Origin of the sequence: Brevundimonas viscosa (assembly GCF_900116065.1) — a bacterium.
Classification (GTDB): domain Bacteria; phylum Pseudomonadota; class Alphaproteobacteria; order Caulobacterales; family Caulobacteraceae; genus Brevundimonas; species Brevundimonas viscosa.
This window is the reverse complement of the sequence record NZ_FOZV01000003.1, coordinates 281,137-300,134: the sequence shown is the minus strand read 5'-3', so window position 1 is coordinate 300,134 and position 18,998 is coordinate 281,137. Positions and strand designations below refer to the sequence as shown.

At 71.7% G+C, this 18,998-nt stretch carries 23 protein-coding genes and 1 pseudogene; 21 read left to right on the top strand and 3 right to left on the bottom strand.

The window, feature by feature from the left end:
- The first annotated feature begins 58 nt into the window (after window positions 1-58).
- The gene (locus tag BM333_RS07940) at window positions 59-496 is read left to right on the top strand and encodes an acyl-CoA thioesterase (RefSeq protein WP_092309431.1); all 438 of its coding nucleotides are present in this window, start codon (window positions 59-61) and stop codon (window positions 494-496) included.
- Here BM333_RS07940 and BM333_RS07935 read toward each other — a convergent pair.
- Window positions 493-693, bottom strand: coding sequence for a hypothetical protein (locus BM333_RS07935; protein WP_092309428.1), 201 nt, complete (start codon window positions 691-693; stop codon window positions 493-495). The two genes, BM333_RS07940 and BM333_RS07935, sit on opposite strands and share 4 nt — an antisense overlap.
- 123 nt (window positions 694-816) lie before the next feature.
- On the opposite strand from BM333_RS07935, the gene BM333_RS07930 reads away from it, so the two are divergent.
- A complete protein-coding gene (locus BM333_RS07930; RefSeq protein ID WP_092309425.1) occupies window positions 817-1,590 on the top strand; it encodes a YebC/PmpR family DNA-binding transcriptional regulator in 774 nt (257 codons plus the stop codon).
- Between the two features lie 6 nt (window positions 1,591-1,596).
- Here the strand turns inward: BM333_RS07930 and BM333_RS07925 are convergent, their stop codons facing one another.
- Entirely contained in the window at window positions 1,597-1,803 is a 207-nt protein-coding gene (locus BM333_RS07925) for a hypothetical protein (protein WP_092309422.1), read from the bottom strand.
- A gap of 144 nt (window positions 1,804-1,947) precedes the next feature.
- Between BM333_RS07925 and BM333_RS07920 the strand changes: the two genes are divergently transcribed.
- From BM333_RS07920 to BM333_RS07830, 19 genes and pseudogenes are all read left to right on the top strand, one after another.
- The gene (locus BM333_RS07920) at window positions 1,948-2,646 is read left to right on the top strand and encodes an MgtC/SapB family protein (protein ID WP_092309419.1); all 699 of its coding nucleotides are present in this window, start codon (window positions 1,948-1,950) and stop codon (window positions 2,644-2,646) included.
- A 72-nt stretch (window positions 2,647-2,718) separates the two neighbouring features.
- A complete protein-coding gene (locus BM333_RS07915; protein WP_092309416.1) occupies window positions 2,719-3,114 on the top strand; it encodes a cupin domain-containing protein in 396 nt (131 codons plus the stop codon).
- A 59-nt stretch (window positions 3,115-3,173) separates the two neighbouring features.
- Window positions 3,174-3,662 (top strand): annotated as a pseudogene (gene ruvC, locus BM333_RS07910) (crossover junction endodeoxyribonuclease RuvC); the annotation flags it as partial.
- A gap of 134 nt (window positions 3,663-3,796) precedes the next feature.
- On the top strand, window positions 3,797-4,414 hold the full coding sequence (gene ruvA / locus BM333_RS07905) for a Holliday junction branch migration protein RuvA (RefSeq protein ID WP_092309700.1): 618 nt from the start codon (window positions 3,797-3,799) through the stop codon (window positions 4,412-4,414).
- Window positions 4,411-5,445, top strand: a complete 1,035-nt coding sequence (ruvB, locus tag BM333_RS07900; RefSeq protein WP_092309413.1) for a Holliday junction branch migration DNA helicase RuvB — start codon at window positions 4,411-4,413, stop codon at window positions 5,443-5,445. The genes ruvA and ruvB overlap by 4 nt, the downstream gene beginning before the upstream one ends.
- A 37-nt stretch (window positions 5,446-5,482) precedes the next feature.
- Window positions 5,483-5,854: a hypothetical protein gene (locus BM333_RS07895; protein WP_092309410.1), complete on the top strand. Its 372-nt coding sequence runs from the start codon at window positions 5,483-5,485 to the stop codon at window positions 5,852-5,854.
- Window positions 5,851-6,300: a tol-pal system-associated acyl-CoA thioesterase gene (gene ybgC, locus BM333_RS07890; protein WP_092309407.1), complete on the top strand. Its 450-nt coding sequence runs from the start codon at window positions 5,851-5,853 to the stop codon at window positions 6,298-6,300. The genes BM333_RS07895 and ybgC overlap by 4 nt, the downstream gene beginning before the upstream one ends.
- A gap of 128 nt (window positions 6,301-6,428) precedes the next feature.
- Window positions 6,429-7,139, top strand: coding sequence for a protein TolQ (tolQ, locus tag BM333_RS07885; RefSeq protein WP_092309404.1), 711 nt, complete (start codon window positions 6,429-6,431; stop codon window positions 7,137-7,139).
- Between the two features lie 3 nt (window positions 7,140-7,142).
- On the top strand, window positions 7,143-7,619 hold the full coding sequence (locus tag BM333_RS07880; RefSeq protein WP_092309401.1) for an ExbD/TolR family protein: 477 nt from the start codon (window positions 7,143-7,145) through the stop codon (window positions 7,617-7,619).
- A gap of 4 nt (window positions 7,620-7,623) precedes the next feature.
- Window positions 7,624-8,421: a TonB C-terminal domain-containing protein gene (locus tag BM333_RS07875; RefSeq protein WP_092309398.1), complete on the top strand. Its 798-nt coding sequence runs from the start codon at window positions 7,624-7,626 to the stop codon at window positions 8,419-8,421.
- Between the two features lie 114 nt (window positions 8,422-8,535).
- Window positions 8,536-9,894, top strand: a complete 1,359-nt coding sequence (gene tolB / locus BM333_RS07870; RefSeq protein ID WP_092309395.1) for a Tol-Pal system beta propeller repeat protein TolB — start codon at window positions 8,536-8,538, stop codon at window positions 9,892-9,894.
- A 125-nt stretch (window positions 9,895-10,019) separates the two neighbouring features.
- Window positions 10,020-10,577 (top strand): peptidoglycan-associated lipoprotein Pal, encoded by a 558-nt coding sequence (pal, locus tag BM333_RS07865; protein ID WP_092309697.1) that lies wholly within the window; start codon window positions 10,020-10,022, stop codon window positions 10,575-10,577.
- Between the two features lie 108 nt (window positions 10,578-10,685).
- Window positions 10,686-11,807, top strand: a complete 1,122-nt coding sequence (locus BM333_RS07860; protein ID WP_092309392.1) for a DUF3667 domain-containing protein — start codon at window positions 10,686-10,688, stop codon at window positions 11,805-11,807.
- 40 nt (window positions 11,808-11,847) lie between these two features.
- On the top strand, window positions 11,848-12,732 hold the full coding sequence (locus tag BM333_RS16250) for a tetratricopeptide repeat protein (protein ID WP_092309389.1): 885 nt from the start codon (window positions 11,848-11,850) through the stop codon (window positions 12,730-12,732).
- Window positions 12,696-14,057, top strand: coding sequence for a tRNA lysidine(34) synthetase TilS (gene tilS / locus BM333_RS16245; protein WP_092309386.1), 1,362 nt, complete (start codon window positions 12,696-12,698; stop codon window positions 14,055-14,057). Before BM333_RS16250 ends, tilS begins: the two co-directional genes overlap by 37 nt.
- Window positions 14,054-15,982 carry an ATP-dependent zinc metalloprotease FtsH gene (gene ftsH / locus BM333_RS07845; protein ID WP_281246040.1) on the top strand — a complete coding sequence of 643 codons (1,929 nt, stop codon included), beginning with the start codon at window positions 14,054-14,056 and terminating at the stop codon, window positions 15,980-15,982. The genes tilS and ftsH overlap by 4 nt, the downstream gene beginning before the upstream one ends.
- 214 nt (window positions 15,983-16,196) lie before the next feature.
- Window positions 16,197-17,414 (top strand): acyltransferase family protein, encoded by a 1,218-nt coding sequence (locus BM333_RS07840; protein WP_092309383.1) that lies wholly within the window; start codon window positions 16,197-16,199, stop codon window positions 17,412-17,414.
- Between the two features lie 58 nt (window positions 17,415-17,472).
- Window positions 17,473-18,114 carry a hypothetical protein gene (locus BM333_RS07835; RefSeq protein WP_092309380.1) on the top strand — a complete coding sequence of 214 codons (642 nt, stop codon included), beginning with the start codon at window positions 17,473-17,475 and terminating at the stop codon, window positions 18,112-18,114.
- Window positions 18,115-18,121: 7 nt separating this feature from the next.
- A complete protein-coding gene (locus BM333_RS07830; RefSeq protein ID WP_092309376.1) occupies window positions 18,122-18,427 on the top strand; it encodes a winged helix-turn-helix domain-containing protein in 306 nt (101 codons plus the stop codon).
- Window positions 18,428-18,459: 32 nt separating this feature from the next.
- Here BM333_RS07830 and BM333_RS07825 read toward each other — a convergent pair whose 3' ends face one another.
- Window positions 18,460-18,885, bottom strand: coding sequence for a GreA/GreB family elongation factor (locus BM333_RS07825; protein WP_092309373.1), 426 nt, complete (start codon window positions 18,883-18,885; stop codon window positions 18,460-18,462).
- Between the last annotated feature and the right edge of the window lie 113 nt (window positions 18,886-18,998).

Sequence of the window (18,998 nt, the reverse complement as noted above, 5' to 3'; positions counted from 1 at the left end):
GCGCTCAAGCAGCGAGGCGCCGCGCGCCGAGCGGTAGCGCACCGACAAGGGAGTTACGATGACGGGCACCATCGAGCGGACCAAGCGCGGCGACTACAGCCGCTTCCAGGCCATCTCCACGCGCTGGATGGACAACGACGTCTACGGCCACGTCAACAACGTGGTCTACTACTCGTGGTTCGACACCGCCGTGAACCGGCTGCTGGTCGTCAACGGCCTGCTCGACATCCACCACGGGCCGGTGATCGGCCTGGTGGCCGAGACCGGCTGCCGCTACTTCGCGCCCACCGCCTTCCCCGACGAGATCGAGGCCGGCGTCCGCGTCGCCCACATCGGGGCCAGCTCGGTGCGCTACGAGATCGGCCTGTTCCGCAACAAGGAGCCCGAGGCCGCCGCGGTCGGCTACTTCGTCCACGTCTACGTCGACCGCGAGAGCAAGCGACCGGCGCCGATCGACGAGAAGATGCGCGGCTTCCTGGAGGGCTTGCGGACCTAGTCGTCCAGCCGGCCCATCAGCGCCAGCGCGCCGACGGCGGTCAGCACGCCGAGCGCGAAGGCCCCGACCACGGCGCCGGTGGCGACATAGGTCGACACCGTCATCGGCCGGGCCTCGTACCACTCGACGATGTCGGCGTCGTGCAGGTCGTCGTCGAGGCTGCCCTCGGCCTCGTAGATGGCGTCGTCGGCGGTCATGGTGCGGCTCCGGTTACGCTCGCAGAACACCTGCCCCGCGGCCCCGGTTCCGGCCCCGGTGACAGCGGCGTCGCCATCGGCTAGACGGCCCGCCTTCCCTTTCGCCAGACCCAGAGACCGCTCATGGCCGGCCACTCCAAGTTCAAGAACATCATGCACCGCAAGGGCCGCGCCGACGCGGTCCGCTCCAAGCTGTTCTCGCGCCTGTCGCGCGAGATCACCGTGGCGGCCAAGTCGGGCCTGCCCGACCCCGCCATGAACCCTCGCCTGCGCCTGGCGGTGAACAACGCCAAGGCCGAGTCCATGCCCAAGGACAACATCGACCGGGCGATCAAGAAGGCCTCGGGCGGCGAAATCGACGCCATGGAGGAGATCCGCTACGAGGGCCGCGGGCCCGGCGGCGTCCAGTTCGTGGTCGAGGTGCTGACCGACAACCGCAACCGCGCCGCCTCCGGCGTGCGCTCAGCCTTCACCAAGTACGGCGGGGCGCTGGGCGAGACCGGGTCGGTGACCTTCATGTGGGACCGCGTCGGCAAGATCGTCTATCCGGCCGAAGCCGGCTCGGAAGACGCGGTCATGGAGGCCGCGATCGAGGCCGGGGCCCAGGACGTCGAGAGCGACCTGGTCAAGCCGGACATCTACGAGGACGCCCCGGGCCACACCATCTGGACCGCCTTCGAGGATCTCAACGAGGTCGCCGACGCCATGTCGAAAACCCTCGGCGACCCGAAGTCCACCGCCATCGTCTGGAAGCCGCAGTCGACCGTGCCGGTCACCGGCGACCAGGTCGGCACCCTGATGAAGCTGATGGACGCGCTCGACGCCGAGGACGACGTGCAGCAGGTCTATTCGAACGAGGAGATCTCGGACGAGGACGCGGCGAAGTACGCCGGCTGAGCCGCCTCACCTGAAGGACGGCGACTCGGCCTCCAGCCATCCGTCCGGCCGCCCGATGGGCCGGCCCGGCCGGCGCAGGCGCATCAGGCTGTGCAGGGCGTCTGCGAGATCCATGAGCTGCTCGTCCGACAGCTCGACCGCGGCGCGGACGACCTCGGTCTTCAGCGCGACGTAGGCCGGCGGCGGCAGTTCGCGGTGCGCATGGGCGGACATGCGACGTCTCCTCGCGGGACGATCCGAGCTCCCGCGCGCAAGCAACGGGCCTTCGCCGCGGCGGTTTCATAAGGCCAAGGTCGACCGGTCGGCGCGGGCCGGGACATGCGGAACGCCGCCGGCCTGGCAAGCGTTGCCGCTGCGATGTACCTGAGCGACCTTCCCGACTTCATCCTGCCGCTGCTCGCCGCGATGGCGGCTGGCGGTCTGATTGGGTTCGAGCGCGAGTGGCGCGGCCGCGCCGCCGGCTTCCGCACCCACATCCTTGTCTGCCTCTCTTCGGCCCTGCTGATGGAGGCGGCGGTGTCGCAGGGCTCCTGGGACTGGAACGGCATCGCCGGCGGCGGCGTCATGAGCGACCCCACGCGCATGGCCCACGGAGTGCTGACCGGCATCGGCTTCCTCTGTGCGGGGGTTATCTTCCGCGCCGGCTTCTCGATCCACGGCCTGACCACGGCGGCCTCGCTCTGGATCACCGCCGCCATCGGCATGCTGTTCGGCGCCGGTCTGTTCCTGCTCGGTCTGGCGGGGACGGTCCTCACCGTGGCCGTCCTCACCCTGTTGCGGCTGATCAACCTGCGTGTGCCGCAGTCGATGGTGGTCGACGCCGAGGTGGTCTGGCGGCGGGAGGCTGCGACCGCCGAGGATCGGGTGGAGGCCGCGCTGGCCGGAATCGACCGGCGCGGTCGCGCGGACCGGTTCGAACTGGTCGATGGCGGCGCGGCGGTGCGTCGCAGCTTCCGCCTGCGCGTCGACGGAGAACCGACGCTGAAGAGCCTCGCCGCCCGCCTGCGCAGCATCGAAGGGGTGGTCGGCTACCGCCTCGACCCGCGCGACGACTGAGCCCCGGCCTTGACCGCGGCCGGCGCCGGCACATCTCTGAAACCGCAACCCCAAGGACAGGAAGGCAATCCCATGAAGGGCTTCATCGCCGACATCGAGGACCTCACGACCTCCAACACCGACTTCCGCCGCGTGCTCTACACCGGCAAGTTCCTCCAGCTGGTGCTGATGACCCTGAAGCCAGGCGAGGAGATCGGCGAGGAGGTCCACGAGGACCACGACCAGTTCTTCCGCATCGAGAGCGGTTCCGGCGAGGTGCTGATCGACGGGGTGCGGACGCCGATCAAGGACGACGACGCGGTCATCGTTCCGGCCGGCGCGCGGCACAATGTGACCAACACTGGCGACCAGCCGCTGACCCTGTACACCCTCTACGGCCCGCCGGATCACCGCGAGGGCGTGGTGCACCGGACCAAGGCCGAGGCCGACGCGTCGGAAGAGCATTTCGACGGAACCACCACGGAGTAGGAGGCCGCCTTCGCGCCGGTCATTGTCCGTTAGCCATCTATCGGGCATGAACGGAACGGATGGCGAACGAAGCGACTCGAATTCTCGGTCTCGACCCCGGGCTCAGGCGCACCGGATGGGGCGTCGTGGCGGCCGAGGGCTCGCGGCTGCGCTGGATCGCCCATGGAGTGGTGACGCCGCCCGAGGCCGCGCCGTTCAGCGAGCGCCTGCTGTTCCTGCTGGAGGCGGTGGCGGAGGTCTGCGCCGCCCACGCCTGCGACGAGGCGGCGATCGAGGAGGTCTTCGTCAACATGAACCCGTCCTCCACGCTCAAGCTGGGGCACGCCCGCGCGGCGGTCATGTTGGCGCCGGCCCGCTGCGGCCTGTCCGTCGCCGAGTACGCGCCCAACCTGATCAAGAAGGCCGTGGTCGGCGCCGGCCACGCCGACAAGAGCCAGATCGCCTTCATGGTGAAGCGTCTGCTGCCCGCGGCCGGCGACGCGAAGGCGGACGCCGCCGACGCCCTGGCGGTGGCGATCACCCACGCGCAGCTGCGGAAGCGGGCCTTGCTCAGTCCTCCCCCGCAGGGGGAGGGGGACCATGCGAAGCATGGTGGAGGGGGTCATCGGCAAGCTGCGGCGGCGGGGTCAGGCCCCCTCCACCGCTTCGCGGTCCCCCTCCCCCAGAGGGGGAGGATCGCGTGGTGATCGGACGTCTCAGAGGCGTGCTGGCCGAGGTCGAGCCGGACCACTGCCTGATCGACTGCGCCGGGGTCGGCTATGTCGTGGCCTGCGGCGCGCGCACCCTCGGCCGCCTGCCGGCGCCGGGCGACGAGGCCACCCTGTTCATCGAGACCACCTGGAGCGCCGAGAGCGGACCGCGCCTGTACGGCTTCCTCGGCCGGGACGAACGCCGCGCCTTCACCACCCTGCTGACCATCCAGGGCGTCGGGCCCAAGGCCGCGCTCAGCGTGCTGGACGTGCTGCCGCCGGGCGAACTGGCCGCCGCCGTGGCCCGCGAGGACAAGGCCGCCGTGGCCCGTGCCAATGGCGTCGGTCCCAAGCTGGCCCTGCGCATCGTCACCGAGCTGAAGGGCAAGCCGCTGGGCGAGCCGTCCTTCACGCCCTCGGCGCCCGGCGTGCATGTCGAACCGGCGGCGCCCGTCCCCAGCCTTACCGGGGAAGCCGTCTCCGCCCTGCTCGGCCTCGGCGTCGCCGAGGTCGTCGCCCGCCGCTCCGTCGACCAGGCGCTGATCCGCCTCGGCGACGAAGCCGACCTCTCCGCCGTGATCCGCGCCGCCCTGCAGGAGCTGGGGCGGTGACCGACGACCGCATCATCTCGGCCGAACCCGCCCCCGGCGAGGCCTACGACCGCGCCCTGCGGCCGCAGACGCTGGCGGAGTTCGTCGGCCAGGAGCAGGCCCGGGGCAATCTCAAGGTCTTCATCGACGCCGCCCGCGCCCGGTCCGAGGCGCTGGATCACGTCCTGCTGTTCGGCCCGCCCGGCCTGGGCAAGACCACCCTGGCCCAGATCGTCGCTCGCGAGCTGGGCGTCGGTTTCCGCGCCACCTCGGGGCCGATCCTCGCCAAGGCCGGCGACCTCGCGGCCATCCTGACCAATCTCGAGCCGCGCGACGTCCTGTTCATCGACGAGATCCACCGCCTGAACCCGCAGGTGGAGGAGATACTCTATCCGGCCATGGAGGACCATGTGCTGGATCTGATCATCGGCGAGGGGCCCTCGGCCCGCTCGGTGCGGATCGATCTGGCCCCCTTCACCCTCGTCGGCGCCACCACCCGCGCCGGCCTGCTGGCGACGCCGCTGCGCGACCGCTTCGGCATCCCGCTGCGGCTGGAGTTCTACACGCCGGAAGAACTGACCCGGGTGGTCATGGGCGCGGCCCGCAAGATGGGCGCGCCGATCACCGAGGAGGGGGCGCTGGAGATCGCCGCCCGCGCCCGCGGCACACCGCGCGTCGCCGGCCGCCTGCTGCGCCGGGTACGGGACTTCGCCTCGGCCGAGGGCGCGGCGACCATCGGCAAGCTGGAGGCCGCCCGGGCGCTGGCCCGGCTGGAGGTCGACGAGGCCGGTCTCGACAGCCTGGATCGCCGCTTCCTGCGCGCCCTGATCGAGAACTACGGCGGCGGCCCGGTCGGCATGGACACCCTCGCCGCCGCCATCGCCGAGGCCCGCGACGCGGTCGAGGACGTCATTGAACCCTTCCTGCTGCAGCAAGGCTTCATCCAGCGCACCCCCCGCGGCCGCATGGCTTGCGCCCGGGCGTACAGCCACCTCGGCCTGACCGAACCGCCGCGGGCGCCGCAGGCGGGGGACCTGTTCAGCGGCAAGTAGGCTTCACCCGGCGGCCGAAGCCCGGCATGGTCGCGCCATGTCCCGCCGGCGCCTCTCCACCGACCGCCTGATCCTGATCCTCGGCGTCGCCGTGCTGGCGCTGGGGGCGCTGATCCTGTGGCTGGTCAGTCGCAACGCCTTCGCCCCGGCCGGGCCGACGCCGGAGGAACGCGCGGTGGCCCAGGTCCGCGACATCCTCGGCCCGGATGCGCGTGTCCGCTACACCGAGCCCGGACGGCGGCTGGCGGTGTGCGGCTATGTCGAGGACGGAGGCCAGACCATCGCCTTCATCTCCCGACCCAATCGCCTGATGCTGTCCACCGACCCGCTGCGCACCGAGTACGAGCAGATGCAGAGGGACTTCTGTCCGGGCTTCCTGACCCGCCCAGCCCCGGCGGCCCGCCCATGACCGACCGTCCCACGGCCGGCCGCTTCGAGGGCCGAGAGCATCGCCTGCCGATCCGCGTCTACTACGAGGACACCGACTTCACCGGCCTGGTCTATCACGCCAACTACGTGCGCTACCTCGAGCGCGGCCGGTCCGACGCCCTGCGGCTGATGGGCGTCGGCCACGCCGAGCTGCTGGACGGCGACCAGCCGATGGCCTTCGTCGTCTCGCAACTGCACCTGAGGTATCTGAAGCCGGCCCGCATCGACGACGAGCTGGTGGTGCGCACCCGCTATCGCGCCGTGAAGGGGCCCCGCCTGCTGATCGACCAGGAGGTCGTCCGCGGCGAGGATGTCCTCTGCCGGGCGGAGGTGGAGGCCGTCTGCATCCATCTGGACGGCCGTCCGCGGCGGCCGACGGCCCTGCTCGTGCGGCGCGTGCGGCCCTGGCTTACGGGTGAAGACTGACCGCTTTTCCAGCCTGTCACGTGCAGACAGTCGACCACCCTGCCGCGGCCCGCTAGAGCACGCCGGAACCGCCACATATCCGCCACCTCCGTCCGCTGCACAGGGCGGGCAAGTCGGAAGGACGCCGAATGACCGAAGCCTCGATTCTCAACCCCGTGACCCTGTTCATGGAGGCGGACATCGTCGTGAAGGCGGTGATGGCCGGTCTGGCGCTCGCCTCGCTGTGGTCGTGGGCGGTGATCATCGACAAGGCCTTCCGCTTCGCCGCCCTGGATCGCAACGCCGCCGCCTTCGAGCATGAGGTCGGCTCGGGCCGCCCGCTGGAGGAGATCGCCCAGCGCGCAGGCCCCAATCCCGCCCATCCGCTGCCGCGCATGCTGGTCATCGCCCTGTCGGACTGGCGCGAGGCGCGCACTCGCGGGCCGCTGACGGAAGGGCAGGGGGCCATGCTGATGGCCCGCATCGACCGGGCGCTGGACAGCCTTATCGCCCGCGAGGGCCAGCGCATCGAGAACGGCCTGGGCGTGCTGTCGGTGGTCGCCACCTCGTCGCCCTTCATCGGCCTGTTCGGCACCGTCTGGGGCATCATGAACGCCTTCGGCCGCATCGCCGAGGCCGGCAACACCAACCTGACGACCGTGGCCCCGGCCATCGCCGAGGCCCTGTTCGCCACCGCCATCGGCCTCGCCGCCGCCATCCCGGCCTACATCGCCTACAACAAGTTCTCGATCGACGCGGGCAAGTTCACCGGCCGGCTGGAAAGCTTCGCCGACGATCTGCAGGCCGCCGTGGCCCGTCGCCTGGGCGCCGCCCCGGCCGACGCCCGTCGGGAGGTCTGAGCCATGGCCCTCGGAGGCGCTGCCGGAGGCGGCGGACACGTCCGCGGCCGCAGACGGGCCCGCAAACGCCCGCTGAGCGAGATCAACGTCACCCCGCTGGTGGACGTCATGCTGGTGCTGCTCATCATCTTCATGATCTCGGCTCCGCTGCTGACCACCGGCGTGGAGGTCGAGCTGCCGAAGACCGAGGCCAGCGCGGTCGACACCGAGAGCCAGCCGGTGACGGTCTCCATCGACCGCGACGGGGCCATCTTCGTCGGCGAGAGCGAGGTCGAGTGGGAGCGGCTGGTGCTCACCGTGGCCGAGGAGGGCGGCGAGGGCGCCCGCGACAACCCGGTGTTCGTGCGCGGCGATGGCCGGGCCCCCTACCAGGCCGTGGCCCGGGTCATGGCGCGGCTGTCCGGGGCCGGCTTCACCAAGCTGAACCTGATCACCGACACCGCGCCCACGGGTGAAGCCGCCGCGGCCGGGGAGGGCTGAGCGGGTGGACCGTCCCGGCGCCGCCCTGGTCGGATCGATCGTCGTCCACGCCGCCGTGGTCGGCGTGATGGCGCTCGGCCTGCTGACCTGGAGCGAGCGCGAGCCGCTGGACATGGACAGCGCCGTGCCGGTGTCGATCGTCTCGGAGACGGTGGTGATCGAGGCGGCGGCGCCCGACAATCCGTCGGAAGAGCTCGTCACCGAGGACGCGGCCACGGCCCCGGTGGAAAGCCCGCCCGAGCCTGTCCCGCCCGAGCCGACGCCGACGCCTCCGGCGCCCCGGCCCGATCCCACCCCGCCGCGGCGCCCGGCGCCCGTGCCGGAGAAGACGCAGCCCCGGCCGACGCCGCCGCGGCCACGACCCACCCCGCCGCGTCCGCAGCCGGCCCCGCCGCGCGAGCAGGGTCTCGACCTCGACGCCCTCGCCGGCCCGCCACGTCCGTCGACGCGTCCGGGCCAGCGCCCCGCCACCGGCCAGCAGGGCCGCGGCAGCGCCCCGCAGGCGGTGGGCCGCGCCTCGCTGCAGGCGCTGGCGGCGCAGGTCACCCCGCACTGGACCGTCAACTGCGACTTGCCCGGGGCCGACGACCTGACCATCGGCGTGCGCGTCACCCTCGATGAAAGCGGCCGCATCGTCGGCTCCCCCCGCCTGACCCAGAGCCGCGGCGACCCGGCATGGCGGGCGGCTTCGGATGGAGTGGTGCGGGCGATCCGCGCCGCTGCGCCTTTCGACATGCCCTCGGGATACGAACAGCAGGAGATCCCGTTCTCCTTCCGCACCGCGACCATGTGCGGCGGCTGACGGAAACCGACTGTCAGTCTGCGGGCCTGAAAGTCGCCGCAATCACGCTCAAGCTGGCTTCGACGACGGGGCGGGGCCAAGGTGGGCTTCAACGACCCGATCTGGAGGTATTCGATGCGTCTGACGATTCTGCTGGCTTCGGTCGCCGCCCTCGCCCTCGCCGGTCCCTCGGCGACGACGGCCCAGGAGCCGCAGCCGCAGCAGGAAGAGGTCGTCGTCGACCAGGGCGTGCTGCGTCCCCTGCCCATCGCCGTCGTCAGCTTCACCGGCCAGAACGGCGCCGAGCTGTCCGGCGTGATCCGCGACGACCTGCGCCGCTCGGGCTACTTCGAGCCGCTCGACCCGGCCAGCTTCATCGAGACCGGCCTGACCCTGGCCAACGCCCCCAACTTCCCGCAGTGGACCTCGATCGGCGCCCAGGCGGTGCTGTACGGCGAGGTCACCCCCCGGCCCGACAACCGCAACGACTACGGCTTCCGGCTCTACGACCCCTATCGCCAATGCCAGCTGGTGGCGTGGAAGTTCACCGCCACCCCGCTGCAGTGGCGGCGCATCGGGCACAAGATCGCCGACCTGGTCTACCAGCGGATGACCGGCGAGAGCGGCTTCTTCGACAGCCGCGTGGTCTTCGTCTCGGAAAGCGGCACCCAGCTGAACCGCCTGTCCCGCCTCGCCATCTCCGACCAGGACGGCCACGACCCGGTGTTCCTCACGCAGGGCGACGAGATCATCATGTCGCCGCGCTTTTCGATGAGCGACCCCAACGAGATCACCTACGTCGCGCTGGGCCGCGACTACAGCCGCATCTACCTCAGGAACCTGCAGACGGGCCGGACGGAATCGCTCGGCGAGTTCGACGGCCAGGTGCTGGCTCCCCGCTTCTCCAACGACGGCTCGAAGCTGGCCTTCTCGATCATCCGCGGCGGCAACACCGACGTCTATGTCATGGACCTGGCCAGCCGGCAGCTGCGCCGCCTGACCTCGGACCCGGGCATCGACACCTCGCCCTCATTCAGCCCCGACGGCTCCCAGATCGTCTTCACCTCGGACCGGTCCGGCTCGGCGCGACTCTACACCATGCGCGCCGACGGCTCGGGCCAGCGTCCGATCAGCCGCGGCGGCGGCATCTACACCGCCCCGGCGTGGAGCCCGCGCGGCGACCTGATCGCCTTCACCAAGCAGGCCGGCGGCCGCTTCTCTACCGGCGTCATGCGCACCGACGGCTCGGGCGAGCGCATCCTGTCGTCCAGCTATTTCGAGGAAGGTCCGTCCTGGGCGCCCAACGGCCGCTACATCATGTTCGCGCGCCAGGCGCCGGGTGGCGACACCCGCCTGTGGACAGTAGACCTCTCGGGACGGGTCGTCAGCCAGGCCGGCTACCCCGGCCGCGGGTCCGACCCCGCCTGGTCGCCGCTGCTCGACGAACAGCCCGCCCGCCTCGCCGCCACCGGACCGGACGCCTGTCCGACCTGATCCTGACGGAGCCTCCGGGCTCAAACCTGCGTTATCGCGACTGGCGAATGGGCTGGCGCGACAGTACCCAACCCTTACAGCAAAGCCGAGGGGCCGCTGGCCCGGCATCCTGGAGACGACCGATGATGAAGCCCTCGAACCTCCTTCGCCTCGCGGCGATCGGCGCCGCCGCCGCGGCCTTCGCCGCCTGCACCCCGCGCCCGGCCGCCGACTCGCCGTCCGGGAACGACATCCCCGCGGCCGACGCCAATCCGCAGTATCCGGGCGCGGGGGCCGGGAACGTCGACGGCGGGGCGCTGGGCGCGGCCGCGCCGGGCTCCGAGCAGGACTTCGTCGTCAACGTCGGCGACCGGGTCTACTTCGACCTCGACAGCTATCAGGTCCGCCCCGAGGCCTATCCGCGACTCGACGCCCAGGTGGCCTGGCTGCAGCGCTACCCGAACGTCACCGTCCGTATCGAGGGCAACGCCGACGAACGCGGCACCCGCGAGTACAACCTCGCCCTCGGCGCCCGTCGCGCCGAGTCGGTCCGCACCTACCTCGTCGAGCGCGGCGTCAACGCCGCCCGCATCGACACCATCAGCTACGGCAAGGAGCGGCCGATCGCCGCCGGCTCCAACGAGGAAGCCTGGGCCCGCAACCGCAACGCCCACACCGCCATCGTCTCCGGCGCCGTGCGCTGATCGCGCCGGCCGGGCCATCCTGAAGGGCGCCCGCCTCGCGCGGGCGCCCTTTTTCGTTTCCGGCGCGGGCGGCGCTGGCTAGAAAGGCGAGGGAAAGGGGGCTTTCGCATGAGCATGGAGGACGCCGGAGCGGCGGTCAGCGCGGGTCTCGTCGCCGGCGCGCTGGAGCGGCCGACGGGAAGCGCCGGCGAGCATCACGAGACCTGTTCCGACTGCGGCGCGGAGGCGACCGGCAAGTTCTGCGCCGAGTGCGGCCAGCCGACCCATGTCCACCGCACCCTGCTGCACCTCGGCGAGGAGCTTCTGCACGGCGTCATGCATTTCGACGCCCGCATCTGGCGCACCCTGCCGCTGCTCGCGCTCAACCCCGGGCGGCTGACCCGCGAATGGGTGCAGGGCGCGCGCACCCGCTACGTCTCGCCGCTGGCGCTGTTCCTGTTCACGATCTTCGTGACCTTCTTCATCCTCAGCTTCGTGCGCATGCCCGAGCCGGTGATGAGCCTCGCCAGCCAGCGCGCGACGGCCGAGGCCGCGCTGGACGAGGCCGCCGCCGAGGCCGAGCAGGCCCGCCAACGCGTCGCCGCACTCGAAAGCGAGGCGACGCCGGAGCCCGGCGCCCTGGCCGAGGCGCGCGCCGCCCTCGCGGAGGCGACCGCCGATCGCGACGAACTGGTCGGCGACATAGAGCGACTGACCGCCGCGGCGGGGCCGGACAACCGCGCCGACGGCCTTGCGCCCGGCAGCTGGCAGGCCGGACTCAAGGACTGGGCGGCCGGAATCTACCAGTCCGAAGACGCCGGTCCGACCGCGAAGAAGATGGCCAAGAAGCTCCAGAACCCGGACCTGGCCGTCTACAAGCTGCAGCAGACGCTCTATAAATTCGCCTTCCTGCTGGTGCCGCTGTCGATCCCCTTCATGGCGATCCTGTTCCTGCACCGCCGTCGGGTCAGCCTGTACGACCACGGCGTCTTCGTCCTCTACTCGCTGACCTTCATGGCCCTGCTGGGTCTCGCCGTCTGGGCGCTGGCCATGCTCAACGGCTGGCTGGGCGGTCTGGCGTGGATCGCCTCCTGCTTCCTCGTGCCGGCCCACATCTTCGCCCAGCTGAAGGGCGCCTATTCGCTGTCGTGGTTCTCGGCCCTGTGGCGGTTCGTCTTCCTGGTCGTGTTCTGCAACATCGTCCTCGGCCTGTTTCTCTGGGCGGTGATCTGGCTCGGCCTGGGGGTCTGACGCCTTGCGACGGCCGCAAATCGATGGGACCACAACGACCATGCTGAAGTTCTCCTCCGCCCTCCGTTCCCGCAAGCTGATGGCCGCCGCTCTCGGCGTCGCCCTGGTGGGCGGCGGCACGGTGGTCGTCGCCCAGACTGCGCCCATGGAGCCGATCCAGTGGGATCGCCGCCGGCTCGAGCAGCTGGACCGCAACGTCCGCCGCCTCGAACGCGCCGTGACCCAGCGCAACGCCGCCGGCCAGCCGGTGCTGGTCGAGCCCGATCCCGAGGTCGTCGCCCTGCAGGGGCGCGTCGGCATCATGGATCGCCGACTCGAGGACATGGAAGCCACCGTCCGGCGGGTGAACGCCGACCTCGAGCGCCTCACCTTCGCCCTCGACGAGGCCAATCGTGACAACGCCGCCCTCGGCGCCCGCCTGCGCGACGCGGAAGGCCGCGTGCGGACGCTGGAGGCCGCCGCCGAGCGCGAAGCCGAACTGAATTCGCCGATCCCGACCACCTCGCCGACGGGCGACGCCGCCCGCGACCTCGCCGCCGCCGTGCGTCTCGCCGCCGGCGATCCGGCCCGCGGCGATCGCGCCCTGCAGACGGTCATCGCCGCCTGGCCCGACACGCCGCAGGCGCGCGAGGCCCACAGCCGGCTGGGTGATCTGCGCGTCTCGGCCGGCGACCACGCCGGCGCCGTCTCGGCCTACGCCTCCTCGCTGCAGGGCTGGCCGACCACGCCGTGGGCCGCCGCCACCACCCTCGAACTGGCCGCCGCCCTGAACGAGACCGACCGCAAGACCCAGGCCTGCGGGGCGCTGACCGAATTCGCCAACCGCTACGCCGAGGCCGCCAGCCCGGCCCTGCGCACGCGCGCGGCCGAGCTGCGCACCCGCTTCGAATGCCCCGCCCCGCGGAGCGCGCGGAGAGGCGGCTGACCGGTCCGGCCCCGTCCTGGGTCGCGGCCGCCGGGGCCGTCCTCGACGCCCGTCTCGAGTCCGACGTGGACCGTCCCTTGGTCGTCGCCCTGTCCGGCGGCGGCGATTCGATGGCCCTGCTGCGCCTGACGGCGGCCTGGGCCCGGCGCCGCGGCCGCAAGCTGCTCGCCGTGACCGTCGATCACGGTCTCAACCCCGACAGCGCCCGCTGGAACGCCCTCGCCGAACAGGCGGCCCGTGCGGTCGGGGCCGACTGGGAGCTGCTGCGCTGGACCGGCCCGAAGCCAGCGTCGGGCCTTCCCGCCGCCGCCCGCCGCGCCCGGCACCGGCTGCTGGCCGACGCGGCCCGCCTCGCCGGGGCGCGGGTCATCCTGATGGCCCATACCGCCGACGACGCGGCCGAGGGGGCGTGGATGCAGGCTGAAGGCTCCACCCTCGGCCGGCTGCGCGCCTGGGCGCCGTCGCCGGCGTGGCCGGAGGGGCGCGGGCTCATGCTCCTGCGGCCGCTGCTGGCGGCGCGCCGGACCGAGCTGCGGGACTGGCTGGTCGCCGCGGGCTGCGACTGGATCGAGGACCCCGCCAACGCCGACCCCCGGTTCGCCCGCGCCCGGGCCCGCCGCGCGCTGGCCGCCGACGGGAGCCCGGCGACATCCACCGAGGCGCCGGCCGGCCCGGCCCGCGGCGTGCTCGTCGTGGAAGACGACCAGGTTCTTGTCGCACGCGACGCCTCCACCCGCGCGCTGGCCGCCGCCCTTGTCTGCGCCGGCGGCGGCGACCGGCCCCCGCGCCGCGACCGTCTGGCGGTCCTGCTGTCGCGCCTGCGCGCGGGCGAGGCCTTCGTCGCCATCCTCGCCGGGGCGCGGCTCGAGGCGGACCAGGCCTGCATCCGGATCTGCCGCGAGGCGGGCGAGCTGCGCCGCGGCGGCGCCGCGCCGCTGCCGCTCCCGCCGCATGCGGAAACGGTCTGGGACGGCCGCTGGCTGGTGCGGGTCGACGAGCCCGGCTGGTCCGTCGCCGCCGCCGACGGCCGGATGGCGCGCCTTTCCGACGCCGATCGGGCGGCGCTGAAGTCCCTGCCGGCGGGCCTCCGCGCCGCCCGCCCTGTGCTGATCCGGAACGATCCGCCTGCGACGGTTCTTGCAGGGAAGGGTGGGAAGGCGCAGGCGCTGGTCGGTGAACGGCTGGCGCGGGCGCTGGACCGAATGACGCACGAAAGCGATCGGGATGCGGTCTTCCATGGCGCGGCGTCCCGGAAGCACCTATTTTCGGCTGACATCATGAACGAGGGGCCGCCGCCGCGCCCCGGGGAACCGAGACGAGCATGAACCTGCGTAACATGGCCATCCTGGGCGCCGTCATACTGGGCGCCATGGCGGTCTACGTCGCCGTAAGCCGCGGCGGCCCCATGGCCACACCGGCCGACAAGGCCGCGGCCGAGCGCCCCCAGCGGATGAATTACTCCCAGCTGATCGCGGCCCGCGACGCCCGGAACATCGAGGCCATTGAGGTCCGCAACCAGAATGTCACCGGCGAACTGAAGGACGGCACCAGGTTCACGGTGATCACGCCGCAGCCGAACAGCGACCTGGTCGAGTCGATCCGCGAGTCGGGGGCGACGGTCGATGTCGCCGACACCGCCCAGCGCTGGTACGTCGGCGCCCTGATCACCCTGCTGCCCTTCCTGCTGATCATCGGCCTGTGGATCCTGATCATGCGCCAGATGCAGGGCGGCGCCCGCGGGGCCATGGGCTTCGGCAAGTCCAAGGCCAAGCTGCTGACCGAGCACAAGGGTCGCAAGACCTTCGACGACGTCGCCGGCGTCGACGAGGCCAAGGAAGAGCTTCAGGAGGTCGTCGACTTCCTCAAGGACCCGGGCAAGTTCCAGCGCCTCGGCGGCAAGATCCCCAAGGGCGCCCTGCTGGTCGGCCCTCCCGGTACGGGTAAAACCCTGCTGGCCCGCGCCGTGGCGGGCGAGGCGGGCGTGCCCTTCTTCTCCATCTCCGGTTCGGACTTCGTCGAGATGTTCGTCGGCGTCGGCGCCAGCCGCGTGCGCGACATGTTCGAACAGGCCAAGAAGAACGCCCCCTGCATCATCTTCATCGACGAGATCGACGCCGTCGGCCGTCACCGCGGCGCCGGCCTCGGCGGCGGCAATGACGAGCGGGAGCAGACCCTCAACCAGCTGCTGGTCGAGATGGACGGTTTCGAGTCCAACGAGGGCATCATCCTGATCGCCGCCACCAACCGGCCCGACGTTCTCGACCCGGCCCTGCTGCGTCCGGGCCGCTTCGACCGCCAGGTGGTGGTGCCCAATCCCGACGTCTCGGGCCGCGAGAAGATCCTGCGCGTGCACATGAAGGACGTGCCGCTGGCTGCCGACGTCAACGTCAAGACCATCGCCCGCGGCACCCCCGGCTTCTCCGGCGCCGACCTGGCCAACCTGGTCAACGAGGCGGCGCTGATGGCGGCGCGCAAGGACCGTCGTATGGTCACCCACCGCGACTTCGAGGACGCCAAGGACAAGGTCATGATGGGCGCCGAGCGCAAGTCGATGGCCATGAACGAGGAAGAAAAGCGGCTGACCGCCTACCACGAGGCCGGCCACGCCATCGTCGCCATGAACGTCAAGATGGCCGACCCGGTGCACAAGGCCACCATCGTGCCGCGCGGTCGCGCCCTGGGCATGGTCATGCAGCTGCCCGAGGGCGACCGCTATTCGATGAAATACCAGCAGATGGTCGACCGCATCGCCATCATGGCCGGCGGCCGCGTCGCCGAGGAGCTGATCTTCGGCAAGGAGAACATCACCTCCGGCGCCTCGTCCGACATCGAGCAGGCCACCAAGCTGGCCCGCGCCATGGTCACCCGCTGGGGATTCTCCGAGAAACTCGGCACCGTGGCCTACGGCGAGAACCAGGAAGAGGTCTTCCTCGGCCACTCGGTGGCGCGCAGCCAGAACGTCTCGGAAGAGACGGCCCGAATCATCGACGAGGAGGTCAAGCGCCTGGTCACCTCGGGCTGGGACGAGGCGCGCCGGATCCTGACCGAGAAGGCCGACGACCACGAGAAGCTGTCCCAGGCCCTGCTCGAATACGAGACCCTGTCGGGCGAGGAGATCAAGGACCTGCTGGAGAAGGGCGTCGCGCCGAACCGCGACGAGAACAACTTCCCCAACGCCGGGCCGTCGGTCTCGGTGCCGATCACGCCGGTCTCCGACGGGACGACGGTGGAACAGCCGACGGTGCACTGACCAGAGCCCCCGGACCCAAGGTCCGGGGGTTTTTTGCAGCAGGGTCCCGGCGGCCGGGTGCGGCCGCCGGCCCGGGCTCATCCCGCCGGACAGCGGGCATCGGCCGCATCCCCCCGCCCGCAGGACTCGTCCAGCCGCGGGCTGCGCGCCAACAAGTTTGCAATTCAAACATGTCTATCGTAATGGTGGAGTATCCGAAGGGGAGACCTCGCCGATGACGTCCACCGCAACGCCGACCGACCGCCTGCACGGCCTCGACGCCCTCAGGGCGGGGGCGCTCCTGCTGGGCGTGGTCCTCCACGCCAGCCTGTCCTTCTTTCCGCAGCAGGCCTGGATCGTCGCCGACGACAGCCGCTCCATCGGCGCGGCGGTCGTGTTCTTCGCCATCCACCTGTTCCGGATGACCGCCTTCTTCCTCATCGCCGGCCTGTTCGCCCACATGATGCTGGCGCGGCGGGGCTGGGCCGGCTTCGCCCGCGACCGGCTGGTCCGCATCGCCGGACCGCTGGCCGCCTTCTGGCTGCCGGTCATGGCCGGCATCGTCACGGCCCTTGTGTGGAACGCCCACGCCTCCGGCCTGATCGTCCCGGGCGCGCCGCCGCCCCCGCCGCCGACCTACGACTGGACCAACTTCCCCCTGACCCATCTGTGGTTCCTCTGGGTCCTGCTGCTGTTCTACGCGGCCGCGCTGCTTCTCCGCGCGCCGTTCGCCGCCCTCGACCGGGGCGGCGGCTGGGGCCGGATCGTCGACCGGACCACGGGCGCGCTGGTCGGCCCCTGGACCCCGGTCCTGCTGGCCGCCCCGCTGGCGCTGGCCCTGTGGCTCGACCCGGCGTGGATCGCCTTCTTCGCCGTGCCGACCCCGGACGAGGGGCTGATCCCCGACGCGGCGGCCCTGGTCGGCTTCGGCCTCGCCTTCGGCCTCGGCTTCCTGCTCGATCGGCGGCGGGACCTGCTGGACCGCATCGCCGGCTGGTCGCCGCTGTTCCTCGCCATGGCCGTCCTTTCCGGCGTCGCCGCCTGGGGGCTCGCCGGCGGCCCGCGCCTCACGCCCATGGTCGAGCCGACCGCCGCCAAGGCGCTCGCGGCCGCCGTCATGGCTCTCGCGGTCTACAGCTCGGCGCTCGCCGCCGTCGGCCTCTGCCTGCGCTTCCTGTCGGGCCGCAGCCCGGTGCGGCGCTATCTCGCCGACGCCTCGTACTGGATCTACATTCTGCACCTGCCGCTGGTCATGCTCGCCCAGGTCTGGGTGCAGGACTGGCCCGGCCCGTGGTGGGCCAAGCTGGCCGGCGTGTCGGCGGGCGTGTTCGCCGTCTGTCTCGTCACCTACGAACTGCTCGTCCGCCACAGCTTCCTCGGCCGCTTCCTCAACGGCCGTCGCGTCCCATGGCGTCGCGCTCCGCAGGCCGCCGCCGCGGTCCCCGCCGAATAGCTTGCCAACCCCCGCCGGCTCGTCCACGCCTCGGGCGAGCCGGTTCCGGAGACTCCCCATGTCCGCCAACCCCCGCACCCCGTCCGTCGAGGCCGACCTCGCCTTCATGCGCTCGATCGTCGAGGGCGGCGGCCGGCCGTCGCTGACGCTGGCGATCTGCTACCTCGCCGGCGGCCTGCTCTACGGCCTGCAGTGCCTGTTCCATGTCGGACAAGCCTTCGGCGTGCTCCGCTGGCCCGACCTGGCAAACCTCGCCTTCGTGACGGCGATCAGCGCCGCCTTCCTCGCCGTGCTGGTCTGGGCCATCCGCCGGGACCGGCGCGACGAGGCGGCCGGCCGTCGCGGGCCGCTGGCCTCGCGCGCCATGAGCGCCGGCCTCAGCGGCGCCGGCATGGCCAACGCCGCGATTCTCATCGTCTTCGGCGTCGGCGCCGTGCGCGACCAGGACTTCGGCGTCTGGCTCTACTATCCGGCGATGATCTTCGCCCTGCAGAGCGCCGCCTGGTTCATGGCCTGGAACCTCAAGAAGAAGGGCTGGATGCTGGCCACCTCGCTCGGCGGCTGGGTCACGGCCGTCGCGCTCGGCCTGCTGGTGCGCGAGCCGCAATGGTACCTCGGCGTCTGCACCCTCGCCCTGTTCGGCCTGTTCGCGCTGCCGGGCTGGATCATGTACCGCGACGCTACGGCCGCGAGGGCCTGACCGCGCCATGGGCCTGAAGGATCTCGGACGGATCGACGACGTCATCCACGGCCGCATGCGGCTGGGGATCATGGTCTATCTGGCCGACGCCGAGACGGCCGACTTCACCGAGCTCAAGACCGTGCTCGAGGCCACCCAGGGCAACCTGTCGGTGCACCTGAAGAAGCTCGAGGAGGCCGGCTACGTCGCCATCGTCAAGAGCTTCGTGAACAACAAGCCGCTGACCCGGGTGTCGATCACGCCCGAAGGCCGCGCGGCCTTCGCCGCCTACCTCGACGCCATCGCCGGCCTGATCGGCAAGGCCCCGAAGTGACCGGCACGCCCGCGACGCGCCGGCCGTCCGGTTCAGATCTCCAGCGGGTCAGGATCCTCGACCAGCACGGGGGTCAGCTTGCGCACCGCGCCCGACGGGTCGGGCCACAGGATGCTCTGGCCTTCGGGCAGGCCGATCAGCCCGGCGCCGACATAGGACAGGGCCGAGATCCGGCCGGCGTCGATGTCGGCCGCCTGCGGCAGCACGATCATCACCCGGCGCAGGTCGCCGGCGCGGCCGTCGCTGTAATGCACCCAGCGGTCGAGGCCGACGGCGTGGGCCGGGCGCTCCTCGACCACGGTGGCGCGGTCCAGCTCCTGCTGCAGCAGGCCGGCGACGCCGCTCGCCTCATGGTCGCCGACCAGCCGCGACAGCTGGTCGTGCTCGGCGGGGGTCAGGAAGATTTCGGGCAGGTCCGCGGCGGACGTGCGGGAAGTGAAGGTCTCGGCAGCGGTCATCTCGCGCCTCCGGTCAGGGAGCGTCGCAAGGGCGCGCGCTCCGGGTTCAGGGATGTCGGTGTGTCGGGGAGGGGGATCGGCGTCGCCCGGGACGGACGATCGCGCGCACGCCT

Excerpts from the sequence above, each read along its gene's own strand:
- BM333_RS07940 (WP_092309431.1), top strand. The coding sequence starts at position 59 with ATGACGGGCACCATCGAGCGGACCAAGCGCGGCGACTACAGCCGCTTC.
- BM333_RS07935 (WP_092309428.1), bottom strand. The coding sequence starts at position 693 with ATGACCGCCGACGACGCCATCTACGAGGCCGAGGGCAGCCTCGACGAC.
- BM333_RS07930 (WP_092309425.1), top strand. The coding sequence starts at position 817 with ATGGCCGGCCACTCCAAGTTCAAGAACATCATGCACCGCAAGGGCCGC.
- BM333_RS07925 (WP_092309422.1), bottom strand. The coding sequence starts at position 1,803 with ATGTCCGCCCATGCGCACCGCGAACTGCCGCCGCCGGCCTACGTCGCG.
- BM333_RS07920 (WP_092309419.1), top strand. The coding sequence starts at position 1,948 with ATGTACCTGAGCGACCTTCCCGACTTCATCCTGCCGCTGCTCGCCGCG.
- BM333_RS07915 (WP_092309416.1), top strand. The coding sequence starts at position 2,719 with ATGAAGGGCTTCATCGCCGACATCGAGGACCTCACGACCTCCAACACC.
- BM333_RS07895 (WP_092309410.1), top strand. The coding sequence starts at position 5,483 with ATGTCCCGCCGGCGCCTCTCCACCGACCGCCTGATCCTGATCCTCGGC.
- ybgC (WP_092309407.1), top strand. The coding sequence starts at position 5,851 with ATGACCGACCGTCCCACGGCCGGCCGCTTCGAGGGCCGAGAGCATCGC.
- tolQ (WP_092309404.1), top strand. The coding sequence starts at position 6,429 with ATGACCGAAGCCTCGATTCTCAACCCCGTGACCCTGTTCATGGAGGCG.
- BM333_RS07880 (WP_092309401.1), top strand. The coding sequence starts at position 7,143 with ATGGCCCTCGGAGGCGCTGCCGGAGGCGGCGGACACGTCCGCGGCCGC.
- tolB (WP_092309395.1), top strand. The coding sequence starts at position 8,536 with ATGCGTCTGACGATTCTGCTGGCTTCGGTCGCCGCCCTCGCCCTCGCC.
- pal (WP_092309697.1), top strand. The coding sequence starts at position 10,020 with ATGAAGCCCTCGAACCTCCTTCGCCTCGCGGCGATCGGCGCCGCCGCC.
- BM333_RS07860 (WP_092309392.1), top strand. The coding sequence starts at position 10,686 with ATGAGCATGGAGGACGCCGGAGCGGCGGTCAGCGCGGGTCTCGTCGCC.
- BM333_RS16250 (WP_092309389.1), top strand. The coding sequence starts at position 11,848 with ATGCTGAAGTTCTCCTCCGCCCTCCGTTCCCGCAAGCTGATGGCCGCC.
- tilS (WP_092309386.1), top strand. The coding sequence starts at position 12,696 with ATGCCCCGCCCCGCGGAGCGCGCGGAGAGGCGGCTGACCGGTCCGGCC.
- ftsH (WP_281246040.1), top strand. The coding sequence starts at position 14,054 with ATGAACCTGCGTAACATGGCCATCCTGGGCGCCGTCATACTGGGCGCC.
- BM333_RS07840 (WP_092309383.1), top strand. The coding sequence starts at position 16,197 with ATGACGTCCACCGCAACGCCGACCGACCGCCTGCACGGCCTCGACGCC.
- BM333_RS07835 (WP_092309380.1), top strand. The coding sequence starts at position 17,473 with ATGTCCGCCAACCCCCGCACCCCGTCCGTCGAGGCCGACCTCGCCTTC.
- BM333_RS07830 (WP_092309376.1), top strand. The coding sequence starts at position 18,122 with ATGGGCCTGAAGGATCTCGGACGGATCGACGACGTCATCCACGGCCGC.
- BM333_RS07825 (WP_092309373.1), bottom strand. The coding sequence starts at position 18,885 with ATGACCGCTGCCGAGACCTTCACTTCCCGCACGTCCGCCGCGGACCTG.